Consider the following 26,836-nt stretch of genomic DNA (forward strand, 5'->3'; position numbering starts at 1 on the left):
CAGCTTACGCGGCGAGTGAGGCAGAAAAACGATAGCCCGCGCCGCGCACGGTCTGGACCATGCCGTCGAGACGATGCGGCTCCAGGGTCTTGCGCAGGCGGCGGATGTGCACGTCCACGGTGCGCTCTTCGACATAGACGCTGCCGCCCCAGACGTGATCGAGCAACTGGGTGCGCGAGTACACGCGTTCGGGGTGGGTCATGAAGAAATGCAGCAGGCGGTATTCGGTCGGGCCGATCTGCACCGGCTGGTCGCCGCCTTCGCCCTGGGCGAACACGCGGTGGGCGGCGCCGTCGATGCGTAGCGGGCCGACGCCGACGCTGCCGTCTTCGTCGTCTTCGCGCGAGCGGCGCAGCACGGCGCGGATGCGCGCCAGCAGTTCGCGCGCCGAGAACGGCTTGACTACGTAATCGTCGACACCGGCCTCGAGGCCGCCGACGCGGTCGTTCTCTTCGCCGCGCGCGGTCAGCATGATGATCGGGATTTCGCGGGTCAGCGATTCCTTGCGCCAGCGCCGGGCCAGTTCCAGGCCGCTGGTACCCGGGAGCATCCAGTCGAGCAGGATCAGGTCGGGGACGCGGTCGGCGATGGCGGCCTGGGCCTCGCGGGCGTCGCCGGCGTGCACCGGGTCGTATTCGCCCTTGCGCAGGGCGAAGGACACCATGTCGCGGATGGCGGGTTCGTCTTCGACTATCAGGATGCGCTTCTGCACACGGTCACCGGGGGAGGAGGCGGAAAGGGTTCGTCCTTGAAGCCGCGCCAGTACACTACCGTTTTGTGACTACTCCATGACATAGGGTGGGCGGCATTGTCGTTATTGCGATGTGGCGCCACTGTGCAAAGGTTTCCGTACGCCGCCAATGCTGACGGGCTTCCGCAGTGGTTGGGGGCGCTTTCGCCGTCGTTGGCGGCGTTATCGGCTCCGCGGGAGTTTGGCGGTCTGATGACATCGCGATGGCAGGGGTGGGGCATGCGGCGATGGCGGGCGGGGGTGTCGTCGGTTACTTGGGACTGAAATTTTGCCCGTTTTGAAAAATTGGGCGGTTGGTTGCGCGGGTTGAGGGCGGAATCGTGACAGTGGGGGCAAGAGCAAATCCCCCCTGGCCCCCCTTTTTCAAAGGGGGGAACCCGATAGGTGGGGCGTGGGAGGCCGGGGGCACGCAAGTAGCCGTAGAGCGCGTGCGTAAATGCCTGCCCCCTTTGAAAAAGGGGGCTAGCGCCTTGCATTGCGCGGAGGTCCGGCCGACCCGGCGGCGCGGGGGATTTGCCCCAGGCCCTACTGCCGCTTCAGGTCTTCGTCCCGCACACCCTGCCGCTTAAGTTCAAGCACGGTCGGGGTGATCGCGGCGATACGCGCCTCGATCCGGGCGCGGGCGTAGTAGTCCAGGTCGGGCTTGCGCTTGAGCGTGTTCAGCTGGACCAGGGCCTGCTCCGGACGGCCGCGCAGGTAGGCGGCTTCGGCATAGGCCTCGCCGGCGCGGATCGTGTCGCCGGCGATCTCGCAGGCGCGGGCGAAGGTCTGCTGCAGCAGCGGGTCGTCGCTGTACGGGCCGAACAGCGGCCGCAGGATAGCCTGGGCGCGCTGGCCCGCGGCCGGGGTGGAGCGATCGGTCAGCACCTTGGCGTAGGTCAGGGCGATGGCGCGGTTGTTCGGGGTCTGGCGCAGCAGGGCCTCGAAGCGGGCGTCGGCGGCGGCGATCTTGCCGGCCTGGGCCTCGGCTTCGCCCAGGGCCAGGCTCAGCCACAGTTGGTCGGGGTGCTTCTGCAGCAGCTCGCTCAGGCTGGCGATCGCCGCGGCGGTCTGGTTGGAGCGCATCCGCGCCAGCGCCAGCCCGTAGCGCTTGGCGTCGCTGTCGCCGCCGAGTTTTTCGTACTCGCGCACCGCTTCGCGCGGCGAGTTGGCGCTCATCACCCGGACCCGCTCGCGGGCGTAGTCGAACACGCCGGTGCCGCCGGAACTCAGCGCCTGATCGTTGAGCTTCAGGCCGTTGGGCAACAGCGGGTTGTCGGTGCCGGCGGCGTTGGGCGGCAGGGTGAAGGGCGCCTTGGGAATGCGCTCGACCCGCACCGCGTTAGGCGTGGAGGTCACCGCGGTGAGGCTGTTCTTGTTCGCCAGTTGTTCGGCGCGTTCCTTGGCTTCGCTGATACGGGTGGTGGTGACCGGGTGGGTCATCAGATAGTCCGGCGTTTCGCCGTACCAGTTGGCCGCGTTGCTGCGCGAGACCACCTGCATGCGCTGGAAGAAATCGGCCATGGCCGTGGTGTCGTAATTGCTGCGCGACAGGGTCTGGATGCCGATGCGGTCGGCTTCGGACTCGTTGGAGCGGGTGTAGTTGATCTGGCGCTGCTGCATCAGGCCCAGGCCGGAGGTGATCGCGGCCATGGTGGCGTCGTCGTTGGAATTGCTGCCGGCCGACTGGGCGGCGACGATCGCGCCCAGCATCGCCAGCAGGATCGGCAACTGATCGCGCTGCGCGCGCTCGACCCCGCGCAGCACGTGCTGCTGGGTGACGTGGGCGATTTCGTGCGAGATCACCGCGGCGACCTCGTCTTCTTTCTCCGCGGTCAGCACCAGCCCGGAGTTGACGCCGATGTAGCCGCCCAGGGTGGCGAAGGCGTTGATCTGGCGCTCGCGCAGCATGAAGAAGGTGAAAGGCTGGCGCGGCTTGTCGCTGTTGGCGGCCAGGCGCGTGCCCAGGGTGTCGAGCCAGCTGTCGATCAGCGGGTCTTCGAGCAGGTAATCGTAGTGGCGCAGCTGCGCCAGCATCATCGAGCCGTATTCGCGCTGCTTGGCCGGCGTCAGCAGTTCCGCGGCCGAGGACCCGATGTCCGGCAGTTTGTTTTCCTGCGCGCTCGCGCAGACGCTGGCGAGGGCGAAGGTGACAGCGGCGGTGAGCAGGGCGATGCGGCGCAAGCGGAATTCCTTGGGGCGAGCGGGCGGTGCGGAGCCGGCGGTGTTGCGGCCGGCTGCTTGGATCGAGGATCTGAACTAACGCATGAAACGGCGAAACGGGTGAACCGGTTGGACGCGGCGGCGAACCCGGGCATGCGGCGCAGGCGTTGGCAGGATGCAGGCCGGCGCGATCGGTGGCGTGAACATGCCGTTAATCCCGCCCCCAGGCTTGCCCCGGGCCGCCCGCCGGCCCTGCTGCGCGCACCCGACGCCGGCGTATTGCGCGGCAACGGACTGCGTTCCACCCACGCGCTTTAAACTGCCCGAACGCGCGCCCATATTCGACCGCGAATCCACCCGTAAGTTTCAGGCAGGAGAACCGTTTTGAGCGACACCGCCCCCCAGACGCCTTCGATCGTGATCTATACCACCGCGATCTGCCCGTATTGCGTCGCCGCGAAGAATTTCCTCAAGAGCAAAGGCCAGACCTGGAGCGAGGTACGCATCGATCTGGACCCGGCCGAGCGCGAGAAAATGGTCGCCACGACCAAGCGCACCAGCGTGCCGCAGATCTTCATCGGCGACACCCATGTCGGCGGCTACGACGACATGATGGCGCTGCATCGCGCCGGCGGGCTGGAACCTTTATTGGCAGGCGCGGCATGAGCGGCGCCGAGGACAGCGGCGAAAAAGACCGCGTCGCCGAGTTCACCGCATTTCGCAAGCGCATGAACGAACGCATATTGGCTGAGCCGAACCAGGTCGTGCGCCGTTTCTTCGCGCTCGATACCCAGACTTACCAGCCCGGCGCGCTGGACGTGAAGACCAAGGAATTGCTCGGCCTGGTCGCATCGATGGTGCTGCGCTGCGACGATTGCATCAGCTACCACGTCGCCCAGTGCAAGGAAGCCGGGGTCAATCGCGACGAAATGTTCGAAGCGTTTTCGGTGGGATTGGTGGTCGGCGGTTCGATCGTGATCCCGCACATGCGCCGCGCGGTGGATTTCCTCGACAAGCTCGAACAGGGCGAAGCGGCCGCGCCGGCCGGGCACGACCACGGCTGAACGGCCTTTGCGCGGTCGCGACGCAAGCCGCGACCGCGCACCTCACCGACGACCTGGGCGGCAGGCCGCGCCTGCCGGGGCTGATGGCCGCCCGGACCTGTCCGGATCGCACCCGCGGCTGCGCCGAATCGGGCCGATCGAGCGCCGGCGGGGCCGGTTCAGTACGTCTGCGCATGCAGGGGGGAGCCGCTTCCGGCATAATTAGGGGGCTAACGCTCACACTTTTGCGCGCCGCGCCCTCGGCGCGCGCCGCCCTAACGCTGGAAGAATTCCCTCATGACGCAAACCATTACGGTCATCCGTGGCGACGGTATCGGCCCCGAGATCATGGACGCCACCCTGCACGTGCTCGACGCGATGAACCTCGGTCTGAGCTACGAGTTCGCCGACGCCGGTCTGGTCGCGCTGGAAAAGCACGGCGAGCTGTTGCCGGCGGCGACGATGGATTCGATCCGCAAGACCCGCGTCGCGCTCAAGAGCCCGCTGACCACGCCGGTCGGCGAGGGCTTCAGCTCGATCAACGTCGAACTGCGCAAGCGCTTCGACCTGTACGCCAACGTGCGTCCGGCCAAGTCGTTCCCGAACACCAAGTCGCGCTTCCCGAGCGGCGTTGACCTGATCACCGTGCGCGAGAACACCGAAGGCGCCTACATCGGCGAAGGCCAGTCGCTGTCGGAAGACGGCGAGACCGCGCTGCTGACCCAGAAGATCACCCGCCGCGGCTCCGAGCGCATCGTACGCTACGCCTTCGACCTGGCCCGCAAGACCGGCCGCAAGAAGGTCACCGTGGTGCACAAGGCCAACATCCTGAAATCGACCTCGGGCCTGTTCCTGAAGACCGCGCGCGAAGTGGCGCAGCAGTATCCGGACATCCAGTGCAACGAGATGATCGTGGACAACACCTGCATGCAGCTGGTGATGCGTCCGGAGCAGTTCGACATCATCGTCACCACCAACCTGTTCGGCGACATCATCTCCGACCTGTGCGCCGGCCTCGTCGGCGGCCTGGGCCTGGCGCCGGGTGCGAACATCGGCACCGACGCGGCGATCTTCGAAGCCGTGCACGGCTCGGCGCCGGACATCGCCGGCAAGGGCATCGCCAATCCCTGCGCTTTGCTGCTGGGCGCGGCGCAGATGCTCGACCACCTCGGCCAGCCGGAGAAGGCGACCAAGCTGCGCGAAGCCATCATCGCCACGCTGGAAGCCAAGGATTCGCTGACCCCGGACCTGGGCGGCGAGGGCAACACGATGTCGTTCGCCAAGGCGATCGCGAGCCGCGCGGCGGCATAAGCGGCGCCCGGCAGGGCGCGATTAGCCCGATCCGATCGACGACGGGGCGCCAGCAGGCGCCCCGTTTCGTTTTTGCGAGCCGGCGCACGGCCTGCGCGGTACGAGCGGCCAGGTGGCGAGGCCGCGATGCGGGGCCGGTGCTAGGCTCGGCGGCGAAGTTCGGCAGGACGCCGTCCACTGCTCGAATGGCCGTCGATGCACGTCCGCGTGCTGCATCGCGACGGTTCCCTCGCGGCGGCCATCTCGCATTGAGGTATCGATGAAGACCAGGGAAATGAAGGTCAAGGCGCTCGCACTGTTGGCGTTGGCATTGTTCAGCGCCGCCGGCACGGTCGCCGCGATTCCGAAGCCGGGCACCTGCACCGCGGCGAACCAGGGCCAACGGGTAACGGAAACCGCGCCCAACGGCAGCTCGCGGATTTATCTGTGCGACGACAATGTGTGGCAGCTGTACGCGATCTGCGACAACCGCGGCCGCTGCACGATCGTGATCTGAGCGCGCGCGGCAGCGCCCGGGCGAACCAGCCTGGGCCGTCGCGGGGTTTGGACGGGGCGCCTTCGGGCGCCCTGTTTCGTTTGTGGGGACTTCGATCGCGCGCGCCGGACTTGTCGGCGCGGTTGGGCGGGTTTTTTTTCAGAATGCCGAGGTTCGCGGCGTCGTGGTCCTGGTCGCGGGCCCTGAGCAGGCTCGGGATGGCGGGCAGCCCGGCGGGAGGGCCGGCTCGTTCAGTTTCAATGCCCTGGCGCTGCCGCGAGGCCTCTGTGGGAGGGAGCTTCAGCCCCTACGCTTTCCGGCCCGAACGCCGAGAACCGCAAGACAAGCGCCGGGGCTGAAGCTCCCTCCCACAAGAAACCCGCAGCCTCCCCCACACTGCATTCCACCCCCGGCACTCGACACACGCCATGCTGCACTGCAAAATCGCACGGTTTTCGAATCCATTCGGATGAAGCGATGAATCAACCGTCCCAGTCCGGCGCGCCCCTGTCCCCGAGCGGGCTCGCGCTGACCCCGCTGCTGCTGTTCCTGGCGCTGTTCTTCGGCGCCGGGCTGTATTTCACCGCGCAGGGCGATGCGATGGGGTTCTACCAACTGCACGCGCCGGTGGCGATCCTGCCGGCGCTGGCGTTGGCGGCGTTCATCGCCTGGCGGCGCGGGATCAAGCCGCTGGAGACGTTGCTCAACGGCATGGGCGATCACAACGTCGTGCTGATGTGCCTGATCTTTCTGCTGGCCGGCGGTTTCGTCGAAGTGTCCAAGGCGATCGGCGCGGTCGATGCGATCGTCTCGCTCGGCGTCGGCAACGTGCATCCGGCCTTGTTGTTGCCGGCGTTGTTCGTGGTCGCCGGTTTCATCTCGATGTCGCTGGGCACGTCCATGGGCACCATCGCCGCGGTCGCGCCGATCGCGCTGGGCGTGTCGGACGCGTCCGGCCTGGATCGCGCGCTGGTGCTCGGCGCGGTGATCGGCGGGGCGACCTTCGGCGACAACCTGTCGGTGATCTCCGACACCGCCATCGTCGCCAGCCGCACCCAGGGCTGCACGATGCGGGAGAAATTCCGCGAGAACCTCAAGCTGGCGCTGCCGGCTGCGTTGGGCACGCTGGTATTGCTGGGTTTCCTGGGCGAAACCGCGCCGGTGCAGACGCCCGATCCGGTGTCGCCATGGCTGATCCTGCCGTATCTGGTCGTGCTCGGCCTGGCCATCGCCGGCATCGACGTGATCATCGTACTCAGCATCGGCCTGATCATCGCCGGACTGTTCGGCGTGTTCTTCGCGGAGGACTTCGGTTTCGCCGCCTACACCACGCATATCTGGGACGGTTTCGAGAGCATGGTGGAGATCACCTTGCTGTCGCTGCTGGTCGGCGGCCTGGGCGCGCTGATGAAAGCCGCCGGCGGACTGGCGTGGCTGGCGCGGGTGATCGGCAAGTTCGCGCGCGGCCATCGCAGCCGGCGCGCGGGCGAAATCAGCATCGCCGCGTTGTCGGCGACCACCGATGTGTTCACCGCGAACAACACCGTGGCGATCCTGATCAGCGGCGGCCTGGCGCGCGATGTGGCGCAACAGCACGACGTGCCGCCGGCGCGCGCGGCCAGCGTGCTCGACATCTTCGCCTGCGTGACTCAGGGCGTGCTGCCGTACGGCGCGCAGATTCTGTTGGCGGCGTCGCTGAGCAAGGTCTCGCCGTTGGAACTGGTCGGCAACGTGCATTACAGCTGGTTGCTGGGCGGGGTGACGATCATGGCGATGCTTTGGCCTTCGCGGAAGCGCAAGCAGGCCGAGGCGGTTGCGGCGGTGAATTGAATGTTCGCGTAAGCGCGAATGCTCCTTGCGAATTGATGCAAGAACAAAAAAGCCCGGCATCGCCGGGCTTTTTCTGTCAACGCGGCCGCGCTACTTGCGCCCGGGCTTAGGCCCATCGATCAACAACGCCTGCCCCGGCTTCAACACCGTCTTCGCATTCAAGCCATTGAGCTTGAGCAGATCCGCCGCGCGCACGCCGTAGCGCTTGGCGATGGTCCATGCGTTCTCGCCGCGGCCGACGGTGTGGCGTCGCGGCGCGGCGGCGACGTTCTTGCCGGCTTTGGTTTTCTTGCCGCTGCTGTCGGAAGCGTCGGGCGCTTCGGCCGATCCGGAAGTGGAGGCCACTTCGCTTGACGCCAATGTAGTGGAGAACACCTTCGCGCCCACATTCGCATCGCTGCCCGCGGCCGCGCTCGGAAACAATTCGCCGCCCGCGAGCGCGAGCCCGGACGCGCCCGAGCCGGGCGTACCGATCGCGCTGGCGGCCACCGCCAGCAGCGGCGCGCGCTGGCCGCCAGGGCGGACGATGCGGCCGTTGTCGAACACCGGGTTCAGACGCAGCAACTGCGCCGAGTCCTGATCGGTGCGCGCGGCCCATTCGCCGATGCTGTCGATCTCCGCCGGCACCGTCACCGCGGCCAGGCGCGGCACCGGCCGGTCCAGCGCGCTGAGCCATTCGGCGCGGTCGTCGGCCTGCTCCATCAGGCACGACAGGGCGTGCAGCTTGCGCACGTAGGCGGTGGTGATGTCGGACAGGCCGGTGAGGTCGTCGTGGCGGGTGGCGGCGATGCTCTGGCCGCCGCGCTTGACCGCGTTGAGCACGCGGTACTCGCCGGCGTTGTAGGCCATCACCGTCAGCCGCCAGTCGCCGCCGAACATGCCGTGCAGGGTTTTCAGGTAACGCACCGCGGCCTGGGTGGATTCCACCGGCGACAGGCGGCCGTCGTAGCCCTCGCGCATCGGCACGCGATGGTTGCGCGCGGTCATCGCGATCATCTGCCACAGCCCGGCCGGGCCGCTGGCGCTGCGCGCGCCGGGGCGGTAGCCGCTTTCGACGAACGGGATCAGCGCGTATTCGGTCGGCAGGCTGGCTTCGCGCAGGGCATCGACCACGTAGCCGAACAGCGGCAAAAGGTCGTCGTCCTTGGCCGCCAGGCGCTTGGGCGCGGTGGCGAAGTGCTGGCGCCAGCGGCTGCTGACCCCGGGTTCGCAGGTCTTGTCGGCCAGGCCGTCGCGGAAGCGCTGGTAGATGTCGCGGCCGTTGCGGGTCGGGCCGGTGTCGTTGGCCGGGTCGGCGGCCGGCGGCGCCACCAGCTGGGCGGCGTCGGCCGCCAGCGCCGGCGCGGACAGGGCGGCGCTCAGGCACAGGCAGGCGGCCAGGGCCGCGTGCAGCGGCCGGCGCGAGGCCGCCCGGGCCGGGGCGCGCGCCGGTCTCACGCGCGGAACCCGTCCTTCCAGCGCCGCAGTTCGGCGAAGGTCTCGACCTCGTCGGCCGGCTCGCGGCCCAGGCGGTGGGCGATCGCGCGGATCACTCCCGGCTGGCGCGTGCGCAGGAACGGGTTGGTCTGGCGTTCTTCCGCGATCGAGCTGGGCAGGGTGGGGCGTCCGGCGTTGCGCATGGCCTGGGCCTGTTCGGTACGGCGTTGCAGCGCCGGGTTGTCGGGTTCGACCACGCGCGCGAAGGCGGCGTTGGACAGGGTGTATTCGTGGCCGCAGCAGACCCGGGTGTCGTCCGGCAGGGCCGCCAGACGGGTCAGCGAGGCCAGCATCTGGGCGGGCGTACCTTCGAACAGGCGGCCACAGCCCAGGCTGAACAAGGTGTCGCCGCTGAACACGATGCGGTCGGTCGCGCGGCCGCCGCGCTCCAGGTAATAGGCGATATGGCTGCGGGTGTGGCCGGGCACGGCCAGCACGTCCAGGGTCCAGCCATCGACGTGGATCTTGACCCCGTCGCCGACCTGGGCGGTGGCGCTGGCGATGCGGCCGTCGTCGGGGGCGAACACCGGGATGTTCGGCCAACGCTCGCGCAGCGCCGGGGTGGCGCCGATGTGGTCGTCGTGGTGGTGGGTCAGCAGGATCCCGACCGGGCGCAGGCCGTGCGCGGCCGCAGCCAGGACCGGGGCGGCGTCGCCCGGATCGACGATCAGCGCGGCTTCGTCGTCGCCGGACAAGGCCCAGATGTAGTTGTCGCTGAGGGCGGGCAGGGCGAGCAACCGCATTGTGAGGACTCCTGGCTGTCGCCCCGCGGGCGGGCCGCTTGGCAGTAGGCTGGTTGCTCCGGGCTGGGATCGGAATCGCTGCGGCCGCGACAGGACTATGCTCTGGCCCTGGCTTTGCCGATTCCCGAATCCCGGCCCCATACCGAGACGCGACCATGCCCGCCCTGTCCCACGGCCGTCAACCCGATCACGATTCCAGCCCGGCCCTGCGCTGGTTCGGCGAGGTGCCCGGCCATGGCCTGCTGGACGTGGAAGCCGCGGCCATGGCGCCGGTGCTGGCGGCCAGCCCGAGCCTGCCCTGGGCCTGGTTCGGGGTCGCCGCGGCCTCGCCGCCGCCGGGCCGGGGCGTGGCCCTGCGCCGCAGCCGCGACGGCTTCGACGGCCCGCTGCGCTGCCGCCTGCCGCTGCCGCTGGCCAGCGAAGGCTTCGGCGCGGTGCTGCTGCAGCACGTGTTCGACGACGGCGCCGATCCGCAGCCGCTGCTCAGCGAATGCGCGCGCATCCTCGCCCCGGGCGGACGCCTGTGGCTGGCCACGCTCAACCCCTGGAGCCCGTACCGCCTGCGCTGGGCGCGCAGCGGCCTGATCGCCCGCGACGCCGGCCACTGGCAGGCGATGCTGCGCGCCTCGGGCTTCGCCTCCGATCCGGTCAGCCTGCAGTGGCTGGGCCCGCGCTGGCGGGTCGCTCACGGCGAAGCCGGGATCGGCGCGGCCGACGTGGTCCGCGCCGGTGTGGCTTTGAGCCTGACCAAGCGCGTGCACGCCGCGATTCCGCCCTCGCGCCTGCAGCAACTGCGCTGGCAGACCGGTCTGGTCCCGCGCGACGCCGCCGCCCATCGCGGCGCCAGCGCCGCGCGCAACGACGATAAGCAGCGATAATGCCCGGCCGTTTCACTGAGTAGTCGTTGCGTGAGCCCAACCAACCAAGGCGCAGACAAAACCGTAGACATCCACACCGACGGCGCCTGCCTCGGCAATCCCGGCCCCGGCGGCTGGGCCGCGCTGCTGCGCTACAAGAGCCATGAGCGCGAACTGTCGGGCGGCGAGCCGGACACCACCAACAACCGCATGGAGCTGATGGGCGCGATCATGGGCCTGGAAGCGCTCAGCGAGCCGTGCACGGTAGTGCTGACCACCGACTCGCAGTACGTGCGCAAGGGCATCACCGAATGGATCGGCAACTGGGCGCGGCGCGGCTGGAAAACCGCCGGTGGCGACCCGGTGAAGAACCGCGACCTGTGGGAACGCCTGCACGCGGCCAGCCAGCGTCATCAGATCGAGTGGAAGTGGGTCAAGGGACACTCGGGCAATCCGGAGAACGAGCGCGTGGATACCTTGGCGCGGGTGCAAGCGGAGCGGCTCAGGCCCTATCGGCCCTGAGCCTGGAAACGAGTTCATGGAGCGAGGAGTGAGAAACGAATAAAAGCACTCGCGATCGCCGCCTTTACTCACTCCTCACTCCTCTCCACTCACTCCTGGCTACAATCACGACATGCGTCAAATCATCCTAGACACCGAAACCACCGGCCTGAGCTGGGAGCGCGGCAACCGGGTGGTCGAAATCGGCTGCGTCGAGTTCATCGAGCGCCGTCCGACCGGTCGCCACTTCCACAAGTACGTCAAGCCCGACTGCGACTTCGAAGCCGGCGCGCAGGAAGTCACCGGCCTGTCGCTGGAGCGGCTGGCCAACGAGCCGCGCATGGAAGAGGTGGTCGAGGAATTCCTGGAGTTCATCCGGGGCGCCGAGTTGATCATCCACAACGCGGCTTTCGACGTCGGCTTCCTCAACAACGAGCTGTCGATCTGCGGCGCGCAGTACGGCAAGCTGGCCGATCACGTTCCCAACATCGAAGACTCGCTGCAGCTGGCGCGCCAGCGCTATCCGGGCCAGCGCAATTCGCTGGACGCCTTGTGCAAACGCCTGGGCGTGGACAACTCGCACCGCCAGTTGCACGGCGCGCTGCTCGACGCCCAGTTGCTGGGCGAGGTCTATATCGGCCTGACCTCGGGCCAGGAAGAAATCGGCTTCGGCGATCCGTCCGCCGCCGCCCAGCAGAAGAAGCTCGACATCCAGGTCGATCTGAGCGCGCCGCGTCCGCGCGTGATCGTGCTGGCCGATGAAATGGCCGCGCACCAGGCGCGGCTGGAGAAGCTGCGCAAGAAGGCCGGCAAGTGCGTATGGGATTTGTCCGAGCCGCTGGAAACCGCGCAGGCCGTCGAGGCCTGAGTCCGCGCGCCGGCCGTCGCGGTGTGTGGCTGCGGCTTGCGCCGCTCCTGGCCAGCGTCGCGAGAGGCTCAGCGCCTCAGTGGCTGCGCACCAGCACCACGGTGACGTTGTCCGAGCCGCCGCCGTCCAGGGCCGCGGCGACCAGCGAGTCCACGCATTCCTGCGCGCTGCAGTCGTTGTGCGCCAACACCCGGGCGATGCTGCGATCGTCCACTTCCTCGGTCAGCCCGTCGCTGCACAGCAGCAGCTGCATGCCCGGACGCAGTTCGCCGGTCATGGTCTCGACGTTGAGGTTGCGCGGGTCGGTCACGCCCAGCGCCTGGGTGACGACGTTGCGGTGCGGATGGCTGCGCGCCTGCTCGTGGGTGATCGCGCCGTTGGCGATCAGCTCCTGCACGTAGCTGTGGTCCTGCGACAACTGCGCCAGATGGCCGTCGCGCCACAGGTACACGCGGCTGTCGCCGACCCAGGCCACTTCGAAGCGGTTGCCGTTGATGCGCGCGGCGACCACGGTGGTGCCCATCGGCAGCGCGTCGTTGCGGCGGCGCGAGGTGCGGATGATCTCCTCGTCGGCGATCCGGATCGCCTGCGCCAGCGCGGTGCCGTTGCGGACCTCGCGGACGATGGCCTCGCGCGCCAACGCGCTGGCGACCTCGCCGTATTCGTGACCGCCCATGCCGTCGGCGACCAGCCACAGGCCGAGTTCGCTGTCACCGTAATAGGTGTCTTCGTTGAGTTCGCGGCGCAGGCCGACGTGCGTGAGGTGTCCGAATTCGATCATCTGCCGGTCATGCCATTCGCGTCGTCGGGTGTGCCATTGCTGAAAACGGAATCATCGCGACCGAGCGGCCGTGTGGCAAGAAAGCGTGATCCCTGCACGGCTTCATGCATGAGCGCCGATGAAGACCGCGTGTGCGCCAGGTTGCTTGCGCGACGGTCGCGGTCCATCGATAAAGCCCTCGCCCCTGTGCGGATCGGTGTCGCCGTGGATCGAGACTCGCCCACCGCGCCCAAACCGCCGATGAAGGAGCGTGCGCGAGGCTTGTCCGGATTGCTCAGTCGAAAACGAAGCGCGGCCGCATGGCGCGATGCGCTGCGCTCCCGGCCGGCGTCCGGCCCGGGCGCAGTCGGGCGCGCCACGGCAAAACGCGAAAAACACAACGGGCCCACGAGGGGCCCGTTGTGCGTATCTGGCGGAGAGGGGGGGATTCGAACCCCCGGTACGCTATAAACGTACGCCTGATTTCGAGTCAGGTACATTCAACCACTCTGCCACCTCTCCGGGTGCAGTGAGCCGCAAATGATACGGGGTGGCGCGGCCGACCACAAGCGGCCGCCGCCGGGTTTCCGGCGCGTGCGCCCGCCGATCCGCCCGGCCGCGGCCAAGCCCGCGCGCGCGGCTCGGGGCTACACTAATCGCCCCCTTCGCAAACCACGGTCGCGCCCCATGTCCGAAATCCTGGTCCCGGTGTCCTTTGGCGAACTGCTGGACAAGATCTCGATCCTGCAGATCAAGTCCGAGCGCATGAGCGACGAAGCCAAACTGGCCAACGTGCGCAACGAGCTGACCGCGCTGGAGCGGACCTGGATGGCGCATCCGGCCGCCGGCAGCGACATCGTCCGCCTGCGCGCCGAGCTCAAGGCCGTCAACGAGCGCCTGTGGGTAATCGAGGACGACATCCGCATCAAGGAAAAGGCGCAGGAGTTCGACGCCGAATTCATCCGCCTGGCGCGCTCGGTCTATGTCGAGAACGACGTGCGCGCCCGGGTCAAGAAAGAGATCAACCTGGCGCTGGGCTCGACCTACGTGGAAGAGAAGTCCTACCAGGACTACGGCACCGGCGCGTTCTGACCAACCTCGCCGACGTAGCCTCCAGCCGTATGGCCGATTCCAGACCGCGCCCCGCCGGCGCCTGGCTGTACGACGATCTGCTCGCCTGGCTGTGCCCGGGCGGGCTGTTGCTGACCGCGCTGGCGCTGCGTTATCCGGCCGGCCTGCATCTGCTGCGCGAACAGGCGCCGGAACTGACCCTGCCGACGTGGTTCGCCGGCGCCTACGCCCTGGGCCTGGCGCTCAGCCCGATCGGACGCGTGGTGTACGGCGTCGCGCAAGGCATCGTCTGGCCGCGCTTGCGCGGAGCCTGGGCGCCGGCGATCGCTTTCCTGTCCGATCGGCTGCAACGCAGCGAAGGCCTGATCCTGCCCAGCGCCGCGCAGATGTCGACGTCGGTGTTCCACGATGTCGACCGGCGCATGCGCGAATATCTGGAAGCCGCCGATCCGTCCTCGCGCAACACCCTCAATCGCATGAAAGTGCTGTGCAGCCTGTCGTGCAACGCGGCCGCGGCGAGTCTGGTGTTCGTGACGGTGGAAGCGCTGACCGGCCGTCTGGCCGGTTGGCGCGGCGGCGAGGTTGCGGTCGCGGCGTTCGTGATCATGCTGGCGCTGATCGCGGCGGTCTATCGCGAGCGCCGCCGGCAACGCACGCAGTTGTCGATCTGGCGGCGCCTGCAGATACAGGTCGAGGGCGGCTGAGTTTCGCCCCGCCGGGGCGGCGCGACGATTTAAATCGGGTAGGGTGGATATGTGTCCGCTTCGCCGACCCACCGCACTTGAGCATGCGATGACCCCGATACCCTTCCAGCAACGGCGCCGCCAGTCGTTGTTGAACGAAGACTATTATCTGTTCTACAGCGAACATGTCCGCACTCACACGATGGCGGACATCGAGCACGCGCTGCTCCACGGCGAGTTGTCGGATGAGATGCGCTGGCTCGAATACCGCCGCAAGGCCGATGAACTGTACGAAATGATGGTGCGCGACTACACCGCGGGCCAGCCGATCGATGAGTTTCGCGAACGGCTCGGCGCCGTCGTCGCGGCCTACCAGGATGCGGCTCATTTCAACCGCATCTTCGAAAACGAACCGGCGATGCCGCTGTTCGACTTCCGTTACAAGGACGACTACGTACGCGTGGTGGATCTGGTGTCGCTGCCGATTGTTCTGCATCGCGAAGACCTGATCCCCGCCGTGCATTCCTTGTTCAAGGGCGGCGCCCCGGACGAAAACGATGCCTTGATCGAGGACCTGCTGGGCAAGTACCTGCCCGATCGGCCGTATCTGGAGGACAGCTATCAGCCGGTGCCCTACGGCATCTTGCTCGATGCGACCGCGCAAACGCCGATGGAGGAAAAGCAGGAAGACATCGGATTGTTTCTGGATGCGTGGTATCCGGCCATGCAGGGCGTGGGCTGGTACGACTGCCACAAGCATCAGTCGCTGGACGGCGCCGGCGGTCATTTCGGCTATTGGAGCTTCGAGGCGACGGCGGTGGCGTATCTGTACGAGGTGGACGACACGCCGTTCCGCGAGCATCCGCACTACCCGAAGGATCTGGCCGATTTCGCGCGCTCGATGCCGCGCGCGAAGATTTGACGGCATTGGCCCGCATTACGCCGTAGCGCCGCTTCGCCTCCAGTCCGGCCGAACGCGCTCAGGTCGAGGTTTGATCCGCCTCGGCGCGCTCGTACAACACCGCATGCAATTCATCGGGCTTGGTCGCCGGGTCCGGCGAGGCCAGTTCCTCCCAGGATCGGTTCGTGACGGCGATACCGATTTCGTCGAACCGATCGGCATGCTCGGCGAAGGCTTCGTCGTCGTCGAACACGCGATCGCCGATCAGCGCTTCGACCAGGCCGCGGCCCTGCAGCAGCGCGAACTGTCCTTCGTTGTCGTACTTGACGATCGCCGCGTCCGCCATCGCCGCGCCTTCGGGGCCGTGCCAGTAGCCGAACAGATTGCTTTCCTCGTCCTCGACGAAAAAGCTGATCAAGGCGCAGACCTGCTCGGTCGCGACGATGCCGGCGGCGATCGAGGGATCGTCGAGTTCGTCCTGGCTCATGTAGCTGCCGGGATTGAGCAGCGTCGGCGCGTCGTCGGGCGCGAGCAGGCGGCAGCCGAGTTCGGACAGCGCTTCGTCCAGGCCGTCGTCCTGCGCGGCGTTCAATCGCAGCAGCGCGGCCAGATCGGCCGGCGGCGGGCCGTATTCGTCGTCGGGGATTCCCAGGGGCATTGCGGGCCTCGTTTTGGTGGGTGTCGTGGTGAGTCTGGCGTCAACTCGTTGCGCGCAAGCGATCGCGCACGTCCATCAGCGCGAAGCCGGCAGGTCGAGCCCGCGCCGGACTTATTCTCAAACGGCCGGATGATCGGCCACGTAGCGCTCGAACGCGGCGATGCCGTCGTCGACGGTGATCAGATCCATGACCCCATCGTGTTCGATCTTGGTGCCCCAGGCGATCTCGCTCGCCGACTTGCCTAGATACTTGCGCGCGGCGTCGTCGTAGCGGTCGGCGCAGTAGCGCAGATCGCTGTAGGGGCCGCTGCGCACCGGGTTGCTAGCCGCGTGCAGGCCCAGCACCTTGGTGCCCATGGCGTTGGCGATGTGCATCGGGCCCGAGTCGGGCGTCATCAGCAACTGGCCGCGCTCCAGCAGCGCCGGCAGTTGCTTCAGCGTGTCCTTGCCGACCAGGTCCAGGGCCGGGTGCTTCATCGCGGCGACAATCGCATCGGTGGTGTCGCGTTCGAGCTGGCTGCGCCCGCCGCACATCACCACGCGCCAGCCGCGCTGGGCGGCGTGGTCGGCGACCGCGGCGTAGCGTTCGGGCCGCCAGTTGCGCAGGGTGTGGCTGGAACACGGCGAAATCAGCAAAGTCGGCACAGTGTCGAGCGGCCATTGCGCGCGCGCCCATTCGCGCGCGTCCTCGGGCACCGGCAGGTCCCAGATCACTTCGGTCTGGCGCAGGCCCAGCGGCTCGCAGAAGCTGCCGATCGCATCGAGCACATGGATGCCCGGGCGGTCGGGAATGCGCTCGTTGACGAACAGGCCGTGCAGATCCTTCGAACGCGAGCGGTCGTAGCCGACCCGGCGCTCGGCCGGGATGAACGCCGACAGCAGGTTGGCGCGCGCCGCCACCTGCATTTGCAGCAGCACGTCGAAGCGCCCGCCCGGCAGCGGCCGTTCTTGCAGGACGCGGCGCAGGGCGCGCATGCCGGCCAGGCCGCTTTTCTTGTCGTATTCGAGGAAATCCACGCCTTCCAGGCCTTCCAGCAGGCGCCGCTCGCCCTTGCCGATCACCCAGGTGATCGAGGCCTGCGGCCGCGCCGCGCGCAAGGTGCGCACCAGCGGCACGACGTGGGTGACATCGCCCAGCGCCGACAGGCGCAGCAGGCAGATCGCGGGGGAGGCGCTGAGGGACGATTGGGCCACGTGACTTGTTAGACTCCGGCGGATGACGGGTTATGACGCCGCTGAGGGATTGACGCCGTACCGCGACGATAGCGGTTACGGCGCGATTCTGTTCGACCGCCAGCGGGTGCAGCAAGCCGTGCCGGAGTGGTTCTCGCCCGCGCACTGGGGCGAAAAGGCGCGTCCGGTGGACAGCGGCGGCCGCGGCGGCGCCTGGTTCGTCGATGCGCCGTTCGGCCAGGCCGTACTGCGGCGCTATCTGCGCGGCGGGCTGGTGGCGCGCTTCAACCGCGACCGCTATTGGTGGCGCGGCGCCAATCTCACCCGCAGCTTCGCCGAGTTCCGCCTGACCCGCCAGGTCGCGCGCAAGGGCCTGCCGGTGCCGATGCCGATCGCCGCCTGGTACCGCCGCGACGGCCTGCATTACTACGCCGCGATCCTGATCGAGCGCCTCAACGACGTGCGCTCGCTGGCCGACCGCGCCGCGGTCGCCGGCGACGGCGCGCCGTGGGAGGAGACCGGCCGGCTGATCGCGCGCTGCCACCGCGCCGGCCTGGACCACGCCGACCTCAACGCGACCAATCTGCTGTTCGACACCGCCGGCCGCGGCTGGGTGATCGATCTGGACCGCGGCGCGATCCGCATTCCGGCCACCGCCTGGCGCGAACGCAACCTGGCCCGGCTCAAGCGCTCGCTGCTGAAATTGCGCGGCTCGCGCAGCCCGGCCGAGGTCGAGCGCGACTTCGCTCGCCTGCGCGCGGCCTATGACCGCGCCTGGGAACGTGGTTACTAGTAAGACTTACCAGCGTTCGAAAGGGGACGGAATGACTTGGCGGCTGCGTCTGCACGGTGTCGGCAATGCGTCGGCGGTGGAACTGGGTTCGGCGATGGCGACCCTGGAGCGCGACGGCGAGCCCTGGCTGACCGTCGACTGCGGCGGCGAAGGCCTGACCGCCTTCCTCGCTCATTACGGGCGCATGCCCGAGGCGCTGTTCCTCACCCACACCCACATGGACCACATCGCCGGCTTCGAGCGGCTGTTCGTGGCGCATTACTTCGACCAGGCCCGGCGCGGCAAGCCGAAGCTGTACATCCCCGCGCCGATCGTGCCGCTGCTGCAGCAGCGCGTGGCCGATTACCCCAACGTGCTGGCCGAGGGCGGGGTGAATTTCTGGGACGCGTTCCAGCTGATCCCGGTCAGCGGCCATTTCTGGCATCGCGGCCTGCGCATGGAAGTGTTCGCCACCCGCCATCACTGGCCCGACACCGCCTTCGGCCTGCGCCTGCGCGGCAGCGCGGTGTGGACCGGCGACACCCGGCCGATTCCCGAGGCGCTGGCCAAATACGCCGACCAAGGCGAGCTGATCGCCCACGACTGCGCCCTGCACGGCAACCCCTCGCACAGCGGCATCGAGGACCTGGAGCGCGAATACCCGCGCGAACTGCTGAACCGGTGCCTGCTTTACCACTACGGCAGCCGCGAGGAAGGCGACGCGCTGGCCGCGCGGGGGTATCGTGTCGGCAGGCCCGGCGAGGTCGTGGATCTCGCCGAACCCACCGCCCAGCAGGTGCGCATTGCTTGAGAATCCGCGCTTGAGGGCATCCGATTGAGAGCCGTCGATTGAGAGCCTTCGCGTGAACGCCGTCCCCGGTCTGCCGCCTTCGTCCTTGCCGCTGGATCGGCACGGCAGGCCGCTGCGCGACCTGCGTTTGTCGGTGATCGAGGCCTGCAACTTCCGCTGCCCCTACTGCATGCCGGCCGAGCGCGTGGCGGACGACTACGGCCTGGACGCGGCGGCGCGGCTGAGCTTCGAGGAAATCGAGACTCTGGTGCGCGGTTTCGTCCGCATCGGCGTGACCAAGCTGCGCTTGACCGGCGGCGAACCCCTGCTGCGCAAGCGCCTGCCCGAGCTGATCGAACGGCTGGCGCGGATCGACGGCCTGGACGATCTGGCCCTGACCACCAACGGCTCGCTGCTCGCGCGCCAGGCCCGCGCCCTGCGCGCGGCCGGCCTGCGGCGCCTGACCGTGAGCCTGGACGCGCTGGACCCGGACCTGTTCCGGCGCCTGTCCGGCGGCCGCGGCGAAATCGCCGATGTGTTGGCCGGCATCGCGGCGGCGCAGGACGCGGGCTTTGATTCGCTGAAGATCAACTGCGTGATCCAGCGCGGCGTCAACGAAGACCAGGTGTTGCCGCTGGCCGAGCATTTTCGCGGCAGCGGTCACGTGTTGCGTTTCATCGAATACATGGACGTGGGCAACTGCAACGGCTGGAGCGAGCAGGGCGTGGTGACCTCGCAGGAACTGCGCGACCGCCTGCACGCGCGCTGGCCCATGCGTGCGCTCGACGCCAACTACCGCGGCGAAGTCGCCTCGCGCTACGCCTATCTCGACGGCCGCGGCGAAATCGGCTTCGTGTCCTCGATCAGCGCGCCGTTCTGCGGCGACTGCCACCGCTCGCGCGTATCCGCCGACGGCCGCCTTTACACCTGTTTGTTCGCCGCCGAAGGCACCGACCTGCGGCCCGCGCTCGCCCACGGCGAAGCCGCCTTCGCCCAGCGCCTGGCCGAACTGTGGTCGCGCCGCAACGACCGCTACAGCGAACTGCGCGCGATGGACGCGCCGCGTTCGAAGCGGCATGTGGAAATGTTCTTGATCGGCGGTTGAGCGGTGTGCGTGCGCGATGAATCACCCGCTAGCCCCTCTCCCGTTCACGGGAGAGGGGTTGGGGTGAGGGCTGGGAGCCGTTGCGCCCGCGCCCGCTACCATCGGCTTTCCGTTTAGAACCGACCTTTCCCGCGCATGACGCCCCCAGCATTGGCATCCGACGGTTTCCTGACGATAAGCGCCGCGCTTCCCGTGGCGACGTTGGCGCAGATCGCCGCGCAACCGGAGATCGCCGACGAAAGCGATTCGGACGCAGGCACGCGCAATCTGCTGACTCAACCTTGGTGCCGCGACCTGGCCGCCGTCCTGCGCGAACGCCTGCTCGACGCGCAGGTATTGCAGGCCGACAACGCCGCCGTGCAATGCACGCTGTTCCGCAAGAGCCACGCCACCAACTGGAAGGTCGCCTTGCACCAGGATCTGTCGATTCCGGTCGCGCAGCGCGTCGAACACCCGCAGTTGCAGGCGTGGTCGAACAAAGAAGGCGGCCACTTCGTTCAGCCGCCGATCGCGCTGCTGCAGCGCCTGACAGCGGTGCGTCTGCATGTGGACCCCTGCGGCCCCGGCGACGGCCCGTTGCGCGTGGTTCCCGGCTCGCACCGCCACGGCAAACTGGACGCAGCGCACGCCGCGGCCTTGCGCAAGGAACTCGGGGAGACTGAATGCACCGCGCAGCCCGGCGATCTGCTTATCATGCAACCGTTGCTGCTGCATGCCTCGTCCAAGGCGATCGAACCCTCGGGGCGGCGGCGCGTTCTGCACTTTCTGTTCGGCCCGCACGATCCCGGGTTCGGACTGCGTTGGAGTACCGCGATTTGAAATCCAAGGCTTCCCTGACCCATGTCGATCGCGACGGCCGTCCGGCCATGGTCGATGTGTCGGACAAGACCGTCACCGCGCGCGAAGCGGTCGCGCAATGCCGCGTGCGTTTTCCCGCCGCGGTCGCCGCGCAGCTGCGCGCCAGCGGACTGAAGAGCAAGAAGGGCGCGGTGATCGACACCGCGATCATCGCCGGCACCATGGCGGTCAAGCGCACCCATGAGCTGATTCCGTTCTGCCATCCGCTGCCGATCGACGGCTGCCGTTTTTCCGTCGATTGGGACGGCGACAACGCGCTGATGATCGAATGCGCGGTCAAGACCACTCATCGCACCGGCGTGGAAATGGAAGCGCTGACCGGCGCGACGGTCGCGGCGCTGACGGTGTACGACATGTGCAAGGCCTTGTCGCATGCGATCGTGCTCGGGCCGGCGAAGCTGCTCGGCAAGCGCGGCGGCAAGCGCGACTTCGGCCGCGGCGCGGGGAAGGGCGCATGAGCCGATTGACCGTACTGTATTTCGCCAGCCTGCGCGACGCCGCCGGCGTCGCCAGCGAGTCGGTCGAGGCCGATGCGCGCGACCTGCGAGGGCTGTACGAATCGCTGCGCGCCCGTCACGGCTTCGCGCTGCCGGTCGAGCGCCTGCGGGTGGCCGTGGATGGCGCGTTCGCGCGCTGGGACGAAGCGCCGCGCGCGGGCAGCGAGGTCGCTTTCATTCCGCCGGTTTCGGGAGGCTGAGCGATGCAACGATTCGCCTTGTCCGACGTGCCGTTCGAAATCGCGCCGCTGCGCGAACGCTTGCTCAGCGCGCACGCCGGCGCCTATGCCAGTTTCGAGGGCTGGGTGCGCGATCACCACGGCGGCCGCGTGGTCGCCGGACTGCGCTACGAGAGCTATGCCGCGCTGGCTCAAAACGAGGGCGACAAGATCATGGCGGAGGCGATCGAGCGCTTCGCCATCGTCGATGCGTGTTGCGTGCATCGCGTCGGCGATCTGGCGATCGGCGAACTCGCGGTGTGGGTCGGCGTCAGCGCCGCGCATCGCGACGCGGCCTTCGCCGCTTGCCGTTTCATCATCGATGAAACCAAGGGGCGGGTGCCGATCTGGAAACATGAGCGCTATGCCGACGGGGATGCGGATTGGTTGCATCCAACAGCACCCGCGTAAAACAGGGCCGACTATCCCCATCGAGGCGACAGGCTTCGCGCCCCTTGGAACCTGTTCAAAATCGCTGGTCCGGGTTTCGACCATCCGCTTTTTTTTGCTCGTCATTCCCGCGAAAGCGGGAATCCAGCGACTTCAAACGTTCTCGCACGAAAGGCCCTGGATGTTCGGCTCCGCCGAAGTAAAGCGGAGCCCGCGTTCGCGGGAATGACGAGCCTATTTTCATGAACCCATCTCGCATTTGCGGTAGCTTCGACCTCCCACATCGAACCACCGGAGCCGTCATGTCCCGTGCGCTGTGTCTTTCCTTGCTGCTGTGCGTTGCCTTGCCCGCGGTGTCGGGCGAGATTTTGGTCGGCAACAAAGCCGCCGACACGGTCTGGCGCCTGTCGCTGGACGACGGCCGCAAGCTCGGCGAATTTCCGACCAATCAGGCGCCGCATGAGATCGCGGTCAACCACGCCGGCAGCGTCGCCCTGGTCGCCAATTACGGCGGCGGCGACAAGCCCGGCAACAGTTTGAGCGTGCTCGATCTGCGTAGCGGCGCGGCGCCGCGGATCATCGATCTGGGCCGGCACGGCCGCCCGCACGGCTTGCGCTTCCTGCCCGGCGACCGCGAAGCGCTGGCGACCACCGAGGCATCGCAGCATCTGATCCGCATCGATGTCGCCAGCGGCAAGATCGTCGCCGAGATTCCGCTGGGCGATGGCAAGGGTCACATGGTCGCGATCGCCGCCGACGGCAAGACCGCATATGTGACTAAGGTCGATCGCGGCACTGTCAGCCGCATCGATCTGAGCGACAACACCAAGACGGATGAAGTCGATGCCGGCAAAGGCGCGGAAGGCGTCGCGGTGCGCCCGGGCAGCGGTGAGGTCTGGGTCAGCAATCGCGAGGCCGGCACGGTGACCGTGCACGATCCGCGCACGCTGGCGATCCGCGCGACCTTGCCGAGCCCGGGGTTTCCGATCCGCGTCGCTTTCACAGCCGATGGCCGCCAGGCGTTGGTGAGCAATGCGCGCGCGGCGACCTTGTCGGTGTTCGATGCGAAGCGTAAGAAATCATTGGCGACGGTGGAGCTGACCCGCGCCGGCGCCGAGTATCGCGACACCATGCTCGGCCGCGCGGCGCTGCCGATCGGTGTGGTCGCCGATCCGAAGCGGCCGCGGGTGTATGTGGCGATCAGCGGCGGCGATGAGATCGCGGTAATCGATCGCAAGACCTGGAAGCCTGTGGCGCAGTGGAAGACGGGGCGCGAGCCGGATGCGTTGGCGTTGTCGTTCGGTGGCGACTGAGTGTTTGAGGCCTGAGCGGAGCGACGTCGCGGCTTGAGAGTGCGAGTCGGGGCTGAAAGCCCCTCCCACAAAAGACCTCGTAGTTTCGTGTGCAGGTATGCGCCCCTTCGTCACCAGTCGGCGTCGCGGCTTGAGGGGCCGAGTCGGGGCTGAAGCCCCTCCCACAAAAGACCTCGCGGTCTCGCCTGAGGGCGTGCGCCACCTCATCGCCGGTCATCGCGAAGTCTTTTGTGGGAGGGGCTTTCAGCCCCGACTCGCACCTACCACCGACAGCGCAGCCCACATCACCTAGGCCCCAGCCGCCTCATCCTCATCCCCCACCGAATACCCAGCCTCCAACACCGAAGCCCCATTGCGCGCCGCGCCCGGCGTCACCCCCATGATCCGCTTGAACGCGCGATTGAACGCCGCTTCGGACTGATACCCCAGCCGGTCGGCGATGTCGGCGATCGCATGATCGCCCTCGCGCAGCCAAGTCAGCGCGACATGCATGCGCCAGCGCGCCAGGTAATGCATCGCCGGCTCGCCCACGCGTTCGGCGAAGCGCGCGGCGAAGGCCGAGCGCGACATCGCCGCGACCTGCGCCATCGACGCCAGGGTCCAATTGCGCGCCGGGTCGCGATGGATCTGCACGATCACCCGCCCGATCTGGCGGTCCTGCAACGCGCCCAGCCAGCCAGTCTGCGCGGCCGGGTCGCGTTCGATCCAGGTGCGGATGACCTGGATCACCAGGATGTCGGCCAATCGCGTGATCACCGTTTCGCCGCCCGGACGCAGATCGCGCGCTTCGTTGGCGATGAACTGCAAGGTGCTGCGCACCCACTGCATGCTCGGCGACTGCGCGTCGCTGACGTGGATCACCGGTGGCAGCAGCGCGATCAATCGTTGCGCGGCCGGATGATCGAAACGCACCGCGCCGCACACCAGTCCGGTCGCCGCGCCGCCGCCGCCCTGGCGGATGATTTCGTAACGCTCGGCCGCGTATTCGCGCGGCAGGTCGAACAAGGGCGCGGCGAGCACGCCGGGGCGGCTGCTCAGGCTGTGGCCTTGCCCGTGCGGCACCAGCAACAGGTCGAAGGGCTGCAACTGCAGCGGCGGGCGGCCTTCGATTTCCAGCCACGGCTCGCCCTCGGTGACCACGTGCAGCATCAAGCACTGCGGCATCGCCGGCAGCGCCAGGCCCCACGGCGCGGTGAATTCGGAGCGGCAGTAGAACGCGCCGCTCATGCGCAGCGAATGCAGGGCTTCGCCCAGCGGATCGATCGGCGACCAGACGTCGGGAGAGGCGTTCATGCGCGCAAGTGTGCGCCGGGCCCCGGAGCCGGTCCAGGCAGCGCCGCGGCGGTGCGGGCGCTGGATCGAAGACGCTCGATCAAAGAACGGCGACGCGCCGGCATGGGCCGGGCGGGGCCGCGGCGCGAGAGTGATCGCAAGGCCGAGGCGCTCGCCGCCGGGCCGTTCCAACCCTTCCGCCAACAGGAGTCACCCACATGTACGTCGTCATGGGCGCCACCGGCCACACCGGCCATCGCATCGTTCACCAACTGCTGCAGGCCGGCGAGCCCGTGCTCGCGCTCGGCCGCTCCGAGCAGCGCCTGGCGCCGCTGGCCGCGGCCGGCGCGCAGGTCCGCGCCGGCGATCAGGCCGACGCCGGTTTCCTCGCGCAGGCCTTCCGCGGCGCCACCGCCGCCTACACCCTGCTGCCGTACGAACTGTCCGCGCCGGGCTACAACCAGCAACAAAACCGCCAGGGCGAAGCGATCGTCGCTGCCCTGCAGCGCAGCGGCCTGCGCGAGGTGATCGCGCTGAGCAGCCTGGGCGCCGATCTGGCCATCGGCACCGGCCCGATCATGACCATGCGCTGGCAGGAACAACGCCTGCGCGAACTCGCCGGCCGCGTCGACGGCATGAATCTGCTGATCCTGCGCGCCGGCGCTTTCATGGAGAACTTCTACGGCTCGCTCGAAGTGATCAAGGCCTACGGCTTCAACGGCGATGCGTTCGACGCCGATTTCCAGATTCCGATGATCGCGTCGCGCGACATCGCCCAGGCCGCGGGCGAAGCCCTGCTGGCGCGCGACTGGCGCGGCGTGCAGGTGCGCGAACTGCTGGGCCAGCGCGACCTGAGTTATGCCCAGGCCACGCGCATTCTCGGCGAGCGCATCGGCCTGCCGGATCTGGCCTACAGGCGGCTGGAAGGCGGGCAGGCGTTGGACGCGCTGGTGCAGGGCGGTTTCGCCCCGGATCTGGCCGCGCAGTACGTCGAGCTGGCGCACACCATCAGCGCCGGCAAGGTCAGATCGCTGGAAGGGCGCAACGCCGGCAACACCACGCCGACCTCGTTCGAGACCTTCGCGGAAGAATTGGCGCAGGCGTATCGGGCGATGTGAAGCGCGGCGCCGCGCGAAACCTGGGCCCCGAAAAGGCGGCGGCCCCGCAAGCGTGACTCCGGCGCCCGAATCAGTCGATACCGTTGCTGCCTTCCGGCCCTGGCGGGATTTTCAACTTATCGTCGCGGAGGCGCCAACGGGGCCACCATAGATTCGCATGCGCGCCGTGGCGCCATGCAAGGTCCGAATCGGGTGCGGGCGCCGGTGGGCGGCCCGGATCGTCACCGGAGGGGCGGCATTCTGCCTGAAAGCCGGCCCGCGGCGCAAACGTGGGTTGGCGGCGCGAGCGCAAGGCCCGTCGCGCCGCCGGATGGGCGCGGTTGCGATCGCCCGGCGGTGGGATCGCGGGCCTGTTTGCGCGAAGTCCGCCGCGCCGCGCCGGCTCGTTTCGTCTCGCCCGCGACCGCCGCCGAGCCGGCCCGCGCCCGGCGGCCACCGTATGACACCGACGCCTTAAGATCTGCGCATGCGCATCGCCGTCCTTTCCGATATCCATGGCAACCTCGCCGCCCTCGACGCCGTGCTGGCCGACATCCGTCGCCGCGGCGCGGACCAGATCGTCGATCTGGGCGATCTGTTGTCCGGCCCGCTGCAGGTCAGCGAAACCGCCGACCGCCTGATCGCCCTGGCGCTGCCGACCATCGCCGGCAATCACGAGCGGCAGGTGCTCAACGATGCGTTCGAGCGCATGGGCGAATCCGACCGCCACGCGGTCGCGCGGATCCGCCCCGACCAGCGCGACTGGTTGCGCAGCCTGCCGCCGACCCTGCGCTTGAACGACGAAGTGCTGATGGTGCACGGCACCGCGCGCAGCGATCTGGAATGTTTCCTGGAAACCATCGACGCCGACGGCATGCGCGCGGCCACCCCGGCCGAGGTCGGCGAACGCGCCGGCGCCGCCGATGCGCGGGTGATCCTGTGCGGCCACACCCACGTGCCGCGCAGTCTGCGCCTGGACGACGGCCGCCTGATCGTCAATCCCGGCAGCGTCGGCTTGCAGGCCTACAGCGACGAACGCCCGCATCCGCACAAGGTCGAGAACGGTTCGCCGCAGGCGCGCTATGCGATCGTCGAGCGCGGCGGCGACGGCGAGTGGAGCGCACACCAGTTCGCGGTGGATTACGACTGGAACGCCGCCGCCGAATTGGCCTTGCGCAACGGCCGGCCGGACTGGGCGCGGGCCTTGGCGACCGGGTACGTCTGAGCGGTTTCGCGACAGCGAACGCGGCAATCGCTTAAGTTGCCGATGCGTAGGCGGTT

General features: G+C 68.2%; 29 protein-coding genes, 1 tRNA gene and 1 other RNA gene. 21 read left to right on the top strand and 10 right to left on the bottom strand.

Annotation, left to right across the window (positions count from 1 at the left end):
• Window positions 1–4 precede the first annotated feature (4 nt).
• A complete protein-coding gene (gene phoB / locus AB4Y92_RS23505) occupies window positions 5–712 on the bottom strand; it encodes a phosphate regulon transcriptional regulator PhoB (protein WP_057942314.1) in 708 nt (235 codons plus the stop codon).
• A 564-nt stretch (window positions 713–1,276) separates the two neighbouring features.
• Complete coding sequence (locus AB4Y92_RS23510) at window positions 1,277–2,914, bottom strand: M48 family metalloprotease (RefSeq protein WP_441821834.1); 1,638 nt, start codon at window positions 2,912–2,914, stop codon at window positions 1,277–1,279.
• A gap of 363 nt (window positions 2,915–3,277) precedes the next feature.
• On the opposite strand from AB4Y92_RS23510, the gene grxC reads away from it, so the two are divergent.
• The 5 genes from grxC (at window position 3,278) to AB4Y92_RS23535 (ending at window position 7,552) form a co-directional block, all read left to right on the top strand.
• The gene (gene grxC, locus AB4Y92_RS23515) at window positions 3,278–3,559 is read left to right on the top strand and encodes a glutaredoxin 3 (RefSeq protein WP_441821835.1); all 282 of its coding nucleotides are present in this window, start codon (window positions 3,278–3,280) and stop codon (window positions 3,557–3,559) included.
• On the top strand, window positions 3,556–3,957 hold the full coding sequence (locus AB4Y92_RS23520; RefSeq protein ID WP_441821836.1) for a carboxymuconolactone decarboxylase family protein: 402 nt from the start codon (window positions 3,556–3,558) through the stop codon (window positions 3,955–3,957). Before grxC ends, AB4Y92_RS23520 begins: the two co-directional genes overlap by 4 nt.
• Window positions 3,958–4,233: 276 nt before the next feature.
• Window positions 4,234–5,247: an isocitrate dehydrogenase gene (locus tag AB4Y92_RS23525; RefSeq protein WP_057942317.1), complete on the top strand. Its 1,014-nt coding sequence runs from the start codon at window positions 4,234–4,236 to the stop codon at window positions 5,245–5,247.
• 259 nt (window positions 5,248–5,506) lie between these two features.
• Window positions 5,507–5,743: a hypothetical protein gene (locus tag AB4Y92_RS23530; RefSeq protein WP_441821837.1), complete on the top strand. Its 237-nt coding sequence runs from the start codon at window positions 5,507–5,509 to the stop codon at window positions 5,741–5,743.
• Window positions 5,744–6,199: 456 nt separating this feature from the next.
• Window positions 6,200–7,552 carry a Na+/H+ antiporter NhaC family protein gene (locus AB4Y92_RS23535; RefSeq protein ID WP_441821838.1) on the top strand — a complete coding sequence of 451 codons (1,353 nt, stop codon included), beginning with the start codon at window positions 6,200–6,202 and terminating at the stop codon, window positions 7,550–7,552.
• 90 nt (window positions 7,553–7,642) lie between these two features.
• On the opposite strand, the gene AB4Y92_RS23540 is transcribed toward AB4Y92_RS23535, so the two are convergent.
• Complete coding sequence (locus tag AB4Y92_RS23540) at window positions 7,643–8,989, bottom strand: transglycosylase SLT domain-containing protein (protein WP_441821839.1); 1,347 nt, start codon at window positions 8,987–8,989, stop codon at window positions 7,643–7,645.
• Window positions 8,986–9,771, bottom strand: a complete 786-nt coding sequence (gene gloB / locus AB4Y92_RS23545; RefSeq protein WP_441821840.1) for a hydroxyacylglutathione hydrolase — start codon at window positions 9,769–9,771, stop codon at window positions 8,986–8,988. Before gloB ends, AB4Y92_RS23540 begins: the two co-directional genes overlap by 4 nt.
• A 155-nt stretch (window positions 9,772–9,926) precedes the next feature.
• Here gloB and AB4Y92_RS23550 point away from each other — a divergent pair, with 155 nt between their 5' ends.
• From AB4Y92_RS23550 to dnaQ, 3 genes are all read left to right on the top strand, one after another.
• Window positions 9,927–10,649 (top strand): class I SAM-dependent methyltransferase, encoded by a 723-nt coding sequence (locus tag AB4Y92_RS23550; RefSeq protein ID WP_057942322.1) that lies wholly within the window; start codon window positions 9,927–9,929, stop codon window positions 10,647–10,649.
• A 30-nt stretch (window positions 10,650–10,679) separates the two neighbouring features.
• Window positions 10,680–11,150: a ribonuclease HI gene (gene rnhA / locus AB4Y92_RS23555; RefSeq protein ID WP_057942323.1), complete on the top strand. Its 471-nt coding sequence runs from the start codon at window positions 10,680–10,682 to the stop codon at window positions 11,148–11,150.
• Between the two features lie 112 nt (window positions 11,151–11,262).
• On the top strand, window positions 11,263–11,997 hold the full coding sequence (gene dnaQ / locus AB4Y92_RS23560) for a DNA polymerase III subunit epsilon (RefSeq protein ID WP_441821841.1): 735 nt from the start codon (window positions 11,263–11,265) through the stop codon (window positions 11,995–11,997).
• A 76-nt stretch (window positions 11,998–12,073) separates the two neighbouring features.
• On the opposite strand, the gene AB4Y92_RS23565 is transcribed toward dnaQ, so the two are convergent.
• Together AB4Y92_RS23565 and AB4Y92_RS23570 are read right to left on the bottom strand one after the other, a co-directional pair.
• Window positions 12,074–12,778 carry a PP2C family protein-serine/threonine phosphatase gene (locus AB4Y92_RS23565; protein ID WP_215059059.1) on the bottom strand — a complete coding sequence of 235 codons (705 nt, stop codon included), beginning with the start codon at window positions 12,776–12,778 and terminating at the stop codon, window positions 12,074–12,076.
• Between the two features lie 410 nt (window positions 12,779–13,188).
• Window positions 13,189–13,279, bottom strand: a tRNA-Ser gene (locus tag AB4Y92_RS23570).
• A 165-nt stretch (window positions 13,280–13,444) separates the two neighbouring features.
• Here AB4Y92_RS23570 and AB4Y92_RS23575 point away from each other — a divergent pair.
• The 3 genes from AB4Y92_RS23575 to AB4Y92_RS23585 all read left to right on the top strand — a co-directional run bounded on the left by AB4Y92_RS23575 (window position 13,445) and on the right by AB4Y92_RS23585 (window position 15,433).
• Window positions 13,445–13,849 (top strand): DUF6165 family protein, encoded by a 405-nt coding sequence (locus AB4Y92_RS23575; RefSeq protein ID WP_057942326.1) that lies wholly within the window; start codon window positions 13,445–13,447, stop codon window positions 13,847–13,849.
• 29 nt (window positions 13,850–13,878) lie between these two features.
• The gene (locus tag AB4Y92_RS23580) at window positions 13,879–14,532 is read left to right on the top strand and encodes a hypothetical protein (protein WP_441821842.1); all 654 of its coding nucleotides are present in this window, start codon (window positions 13,879–13,881) and stop codon (window positions 14,530–14,532) included.
• An 88-nt stretch (window positions 14,533–14,620) separates the two neighbouring features.
• Entirely contained in the window at window positions 14,621–15,433 is an 813-nt protein-coding gene (locus AB4Y92_RS23585; protein ID WP_441821843.1) for a PoNe immunity protein domain-containing protein, read from the top strand.
• Window positions 15,434–15,491: 58 nt separating this feature from the next.
• Here AB4Y92_RS23585 and AB4Y92_RS23590 read toward each other — a convergent pair whose 3' ends face one another.
• Both AB4Y92_RS23590 and AB4Y92_RS23595 read right to left on the bottom strand, forming a co-directional pair.
• Window positions 15,492–16,070, bottom strand: coding sequence for a hypothetical protein (locus AB4Y92_RS23590; RefSeq protein ID WP_441821844.1), 579 nt, complete (start codon window positions 16,068–16,070; stop codon window positions 15,492–15,494).
• Between the two features lie 117 nt (window positions 16,071–16,187).
• Window positions 16,188–17,264: a glycosyltransferase family 9 protein gene (locus AB4Y92_RS23595; protein WP_441821845.1), complete on the bottom strand. Its 1,077-nt coding sequence runs from the start codon at window positions 17,262–17,264 to the stop codon at window positions 16,188–16,190.
• Between the two features lie 22 nt (window positions 17,265–17,286).
• On the opposite strand from AB4Y92_RS23595, the gene AB4Y92_RS23600 reads away from it, so the two are divergent.
• From AB4Y92_RS23600 to AB4Y92_RS23635, 8 genes are all read left to right on the top strand, one after another.
• Entirely contained in the window at window positions 17,287–18,036 is a 750-nt protein-coding gene (locus AB4Y92_RS23600; RefSeq protein ID WP_441821846.1) for a 3-deoxy-D-manno-octulosonic acid kinase, read from the top strand.
• 31 nt (window positions 18,037–18,067) lie between these two features.
• Window positions 18,068–18,826 carry an MBL fold metallo-hydrolase gene (locus AB4Y92_RS23605; protein WP_441821847.1) on the top strand — a complete coding sequence of 253 codons (759 nt, stop codon included), beginning with the start codon at window positions 18,068–18,070 and terminating at the stop codon, window positions 18,824–18,826.
• Between the two features lie 52 nt (window positions 18,827–18,878).
• The gene (gene moaA, locus AB4Y92_RS23610) at window positions 18,879–19,910 is read left to right on the top strand and encodes a GTP 3',8-cyclase MoaA (RefSeq protein ID WP_441821848.1); all 1,032 of its coding nucleotides are present in this window, start codon (window positions 18,879–18,881) and stop codon (window positions 19,908–19,910) included.
• Window positions 19,911–20,045: 135 nt separating this feature from the next.
• A complete protein-coding gene (locus AB4Y92_RS23615; protein WP_441821849.1) occupies window positions 20,046–20,729 on the top strand; it encodes a phytanoyl-CoA dioxygenase family protein in 684 nt (227 codons plus the stop codon).
• On the top strand, window positions 20,726–21,226 hold the full coding sequence (moaC, locus tag AB4Y92_RS23620; RefSeq protein WP_441821850.1) for a cyclic pyranopterin monophosphate synthase MoaC: 501 nt from the start codon (window positions 20,726–20,728) through the stop codon (window positions 21,224–21,226). The genes AB4Y92_RS23615 and moaC overlap by 4 nt, the downstream gene beginning before the upstream one ends.
• Window positions 21,223–21,465, top strand: a complete 243-nt coding sequence (locus tag AB4Y92_RS23625) for a MoaD/ThiS family protein (protein WP_057942335.1) — start codon at window positions 21,223–21,225, stop codon at window positions 21,463–21,465. Before moaC ends, AB4Y92_RS23625 begins: the two co-directional genes overlap by 4 nt.
• Window positions 21,466–21,468: 3 nt before the next feature.
• On the top strand, window positions 21,469–21,894 hold the full coding sequence (locus AB4Y92_RS23630; protein ID WP_441821851.1) for a molybdenum cofactor biosynthesis protein MoaE: 426 nt from the start codon (window positions 21,469–21,471) through the stop codon (window positions 21,892–21,894).
• A gap of 281 nt (window positions 21,895–22,175) precedes the next feature.
• Entirely contained in the window at window positions 22,176–23,186 is a 1,011-nt protein-coding gene (locus AB4Y92_RS23635; RefSeq protein ID WP_441821852.1) for a YVTN family beta-propeller repeat protein, read from the top strand.
• A 288-nt stretch (window positions 23,187–23,474) separates the two neighbouring features.
• On the opposite strand, the gene AB4Y92_RS23640 is transcribed toward AB4Y92_RS23635, so the two are convergent.
• Window positions 23,475–24,479, bottom strand: coding sequence for an AraC family transcriptional regulator (locus AB4Y92_RS23640; RefSeq protein WP_441821853.1), 1,005 nt, complete (start codon window positions 24,477–24,479; stop codon window positions 23,475–23,477).
• A gap of 197 nt (window positions 24,480–24,676) precedes the next feature.
• Here AB4Y92_RS23640 and AB4Y92_RS23645 point away from each other — a divergent pair, with 197 nt between their 5' ends.
• A complete protein-coding gene (locus tag AB4Y92_RS23645; protein WP_441821854.1) occupies window positions 24,677–25,576 on the top strand; it encodes an NAD(P)H-binding protein in 900 nt (299 codons plus the stop codon).
• Window positions 25,577–25,618: 42 nt separating this feature from the next.
• Here the strand turns inward: AB4Y92_RS23645 and ffs are convergent.
• Window positions 25,619–25,715: signal recognition particle sRNA small type (gene ffs / locus AB4Y92_RS23650), an RNA gene on the bottom strand.
• A 327-nt stretch (window positions 25,716–26,042) separates the two neighbouring features.
• Here ffs and AB4Y92_RS23655 point away from each other — a divergent pair.
• Window positions 26,043–26,780: a metallophosphoesterase family protein gene (locus AB4Y92_RS23655; RefSeq protein ID WP_441821855.1), complete on the top strand. Its 738-nt coding sequence runs from the start codon at window positions 26,043–26,045 to the stop codon at window positions 26,778–26,780.
• The last annotated feature ends 56 nt before the right edge of the window (window positions 26,781–26,836 follow it).

Source organism: Lysobacter sp. TAB13, assembly GCF_052113885.1.
GTDB classification, from domain to species: Bacteria; Pseudomonadota; Gammaproteobacteria; order Xanthomonadales; family Xanthomonadaceae; genus Lysobacter; species Lysobacter gummosus.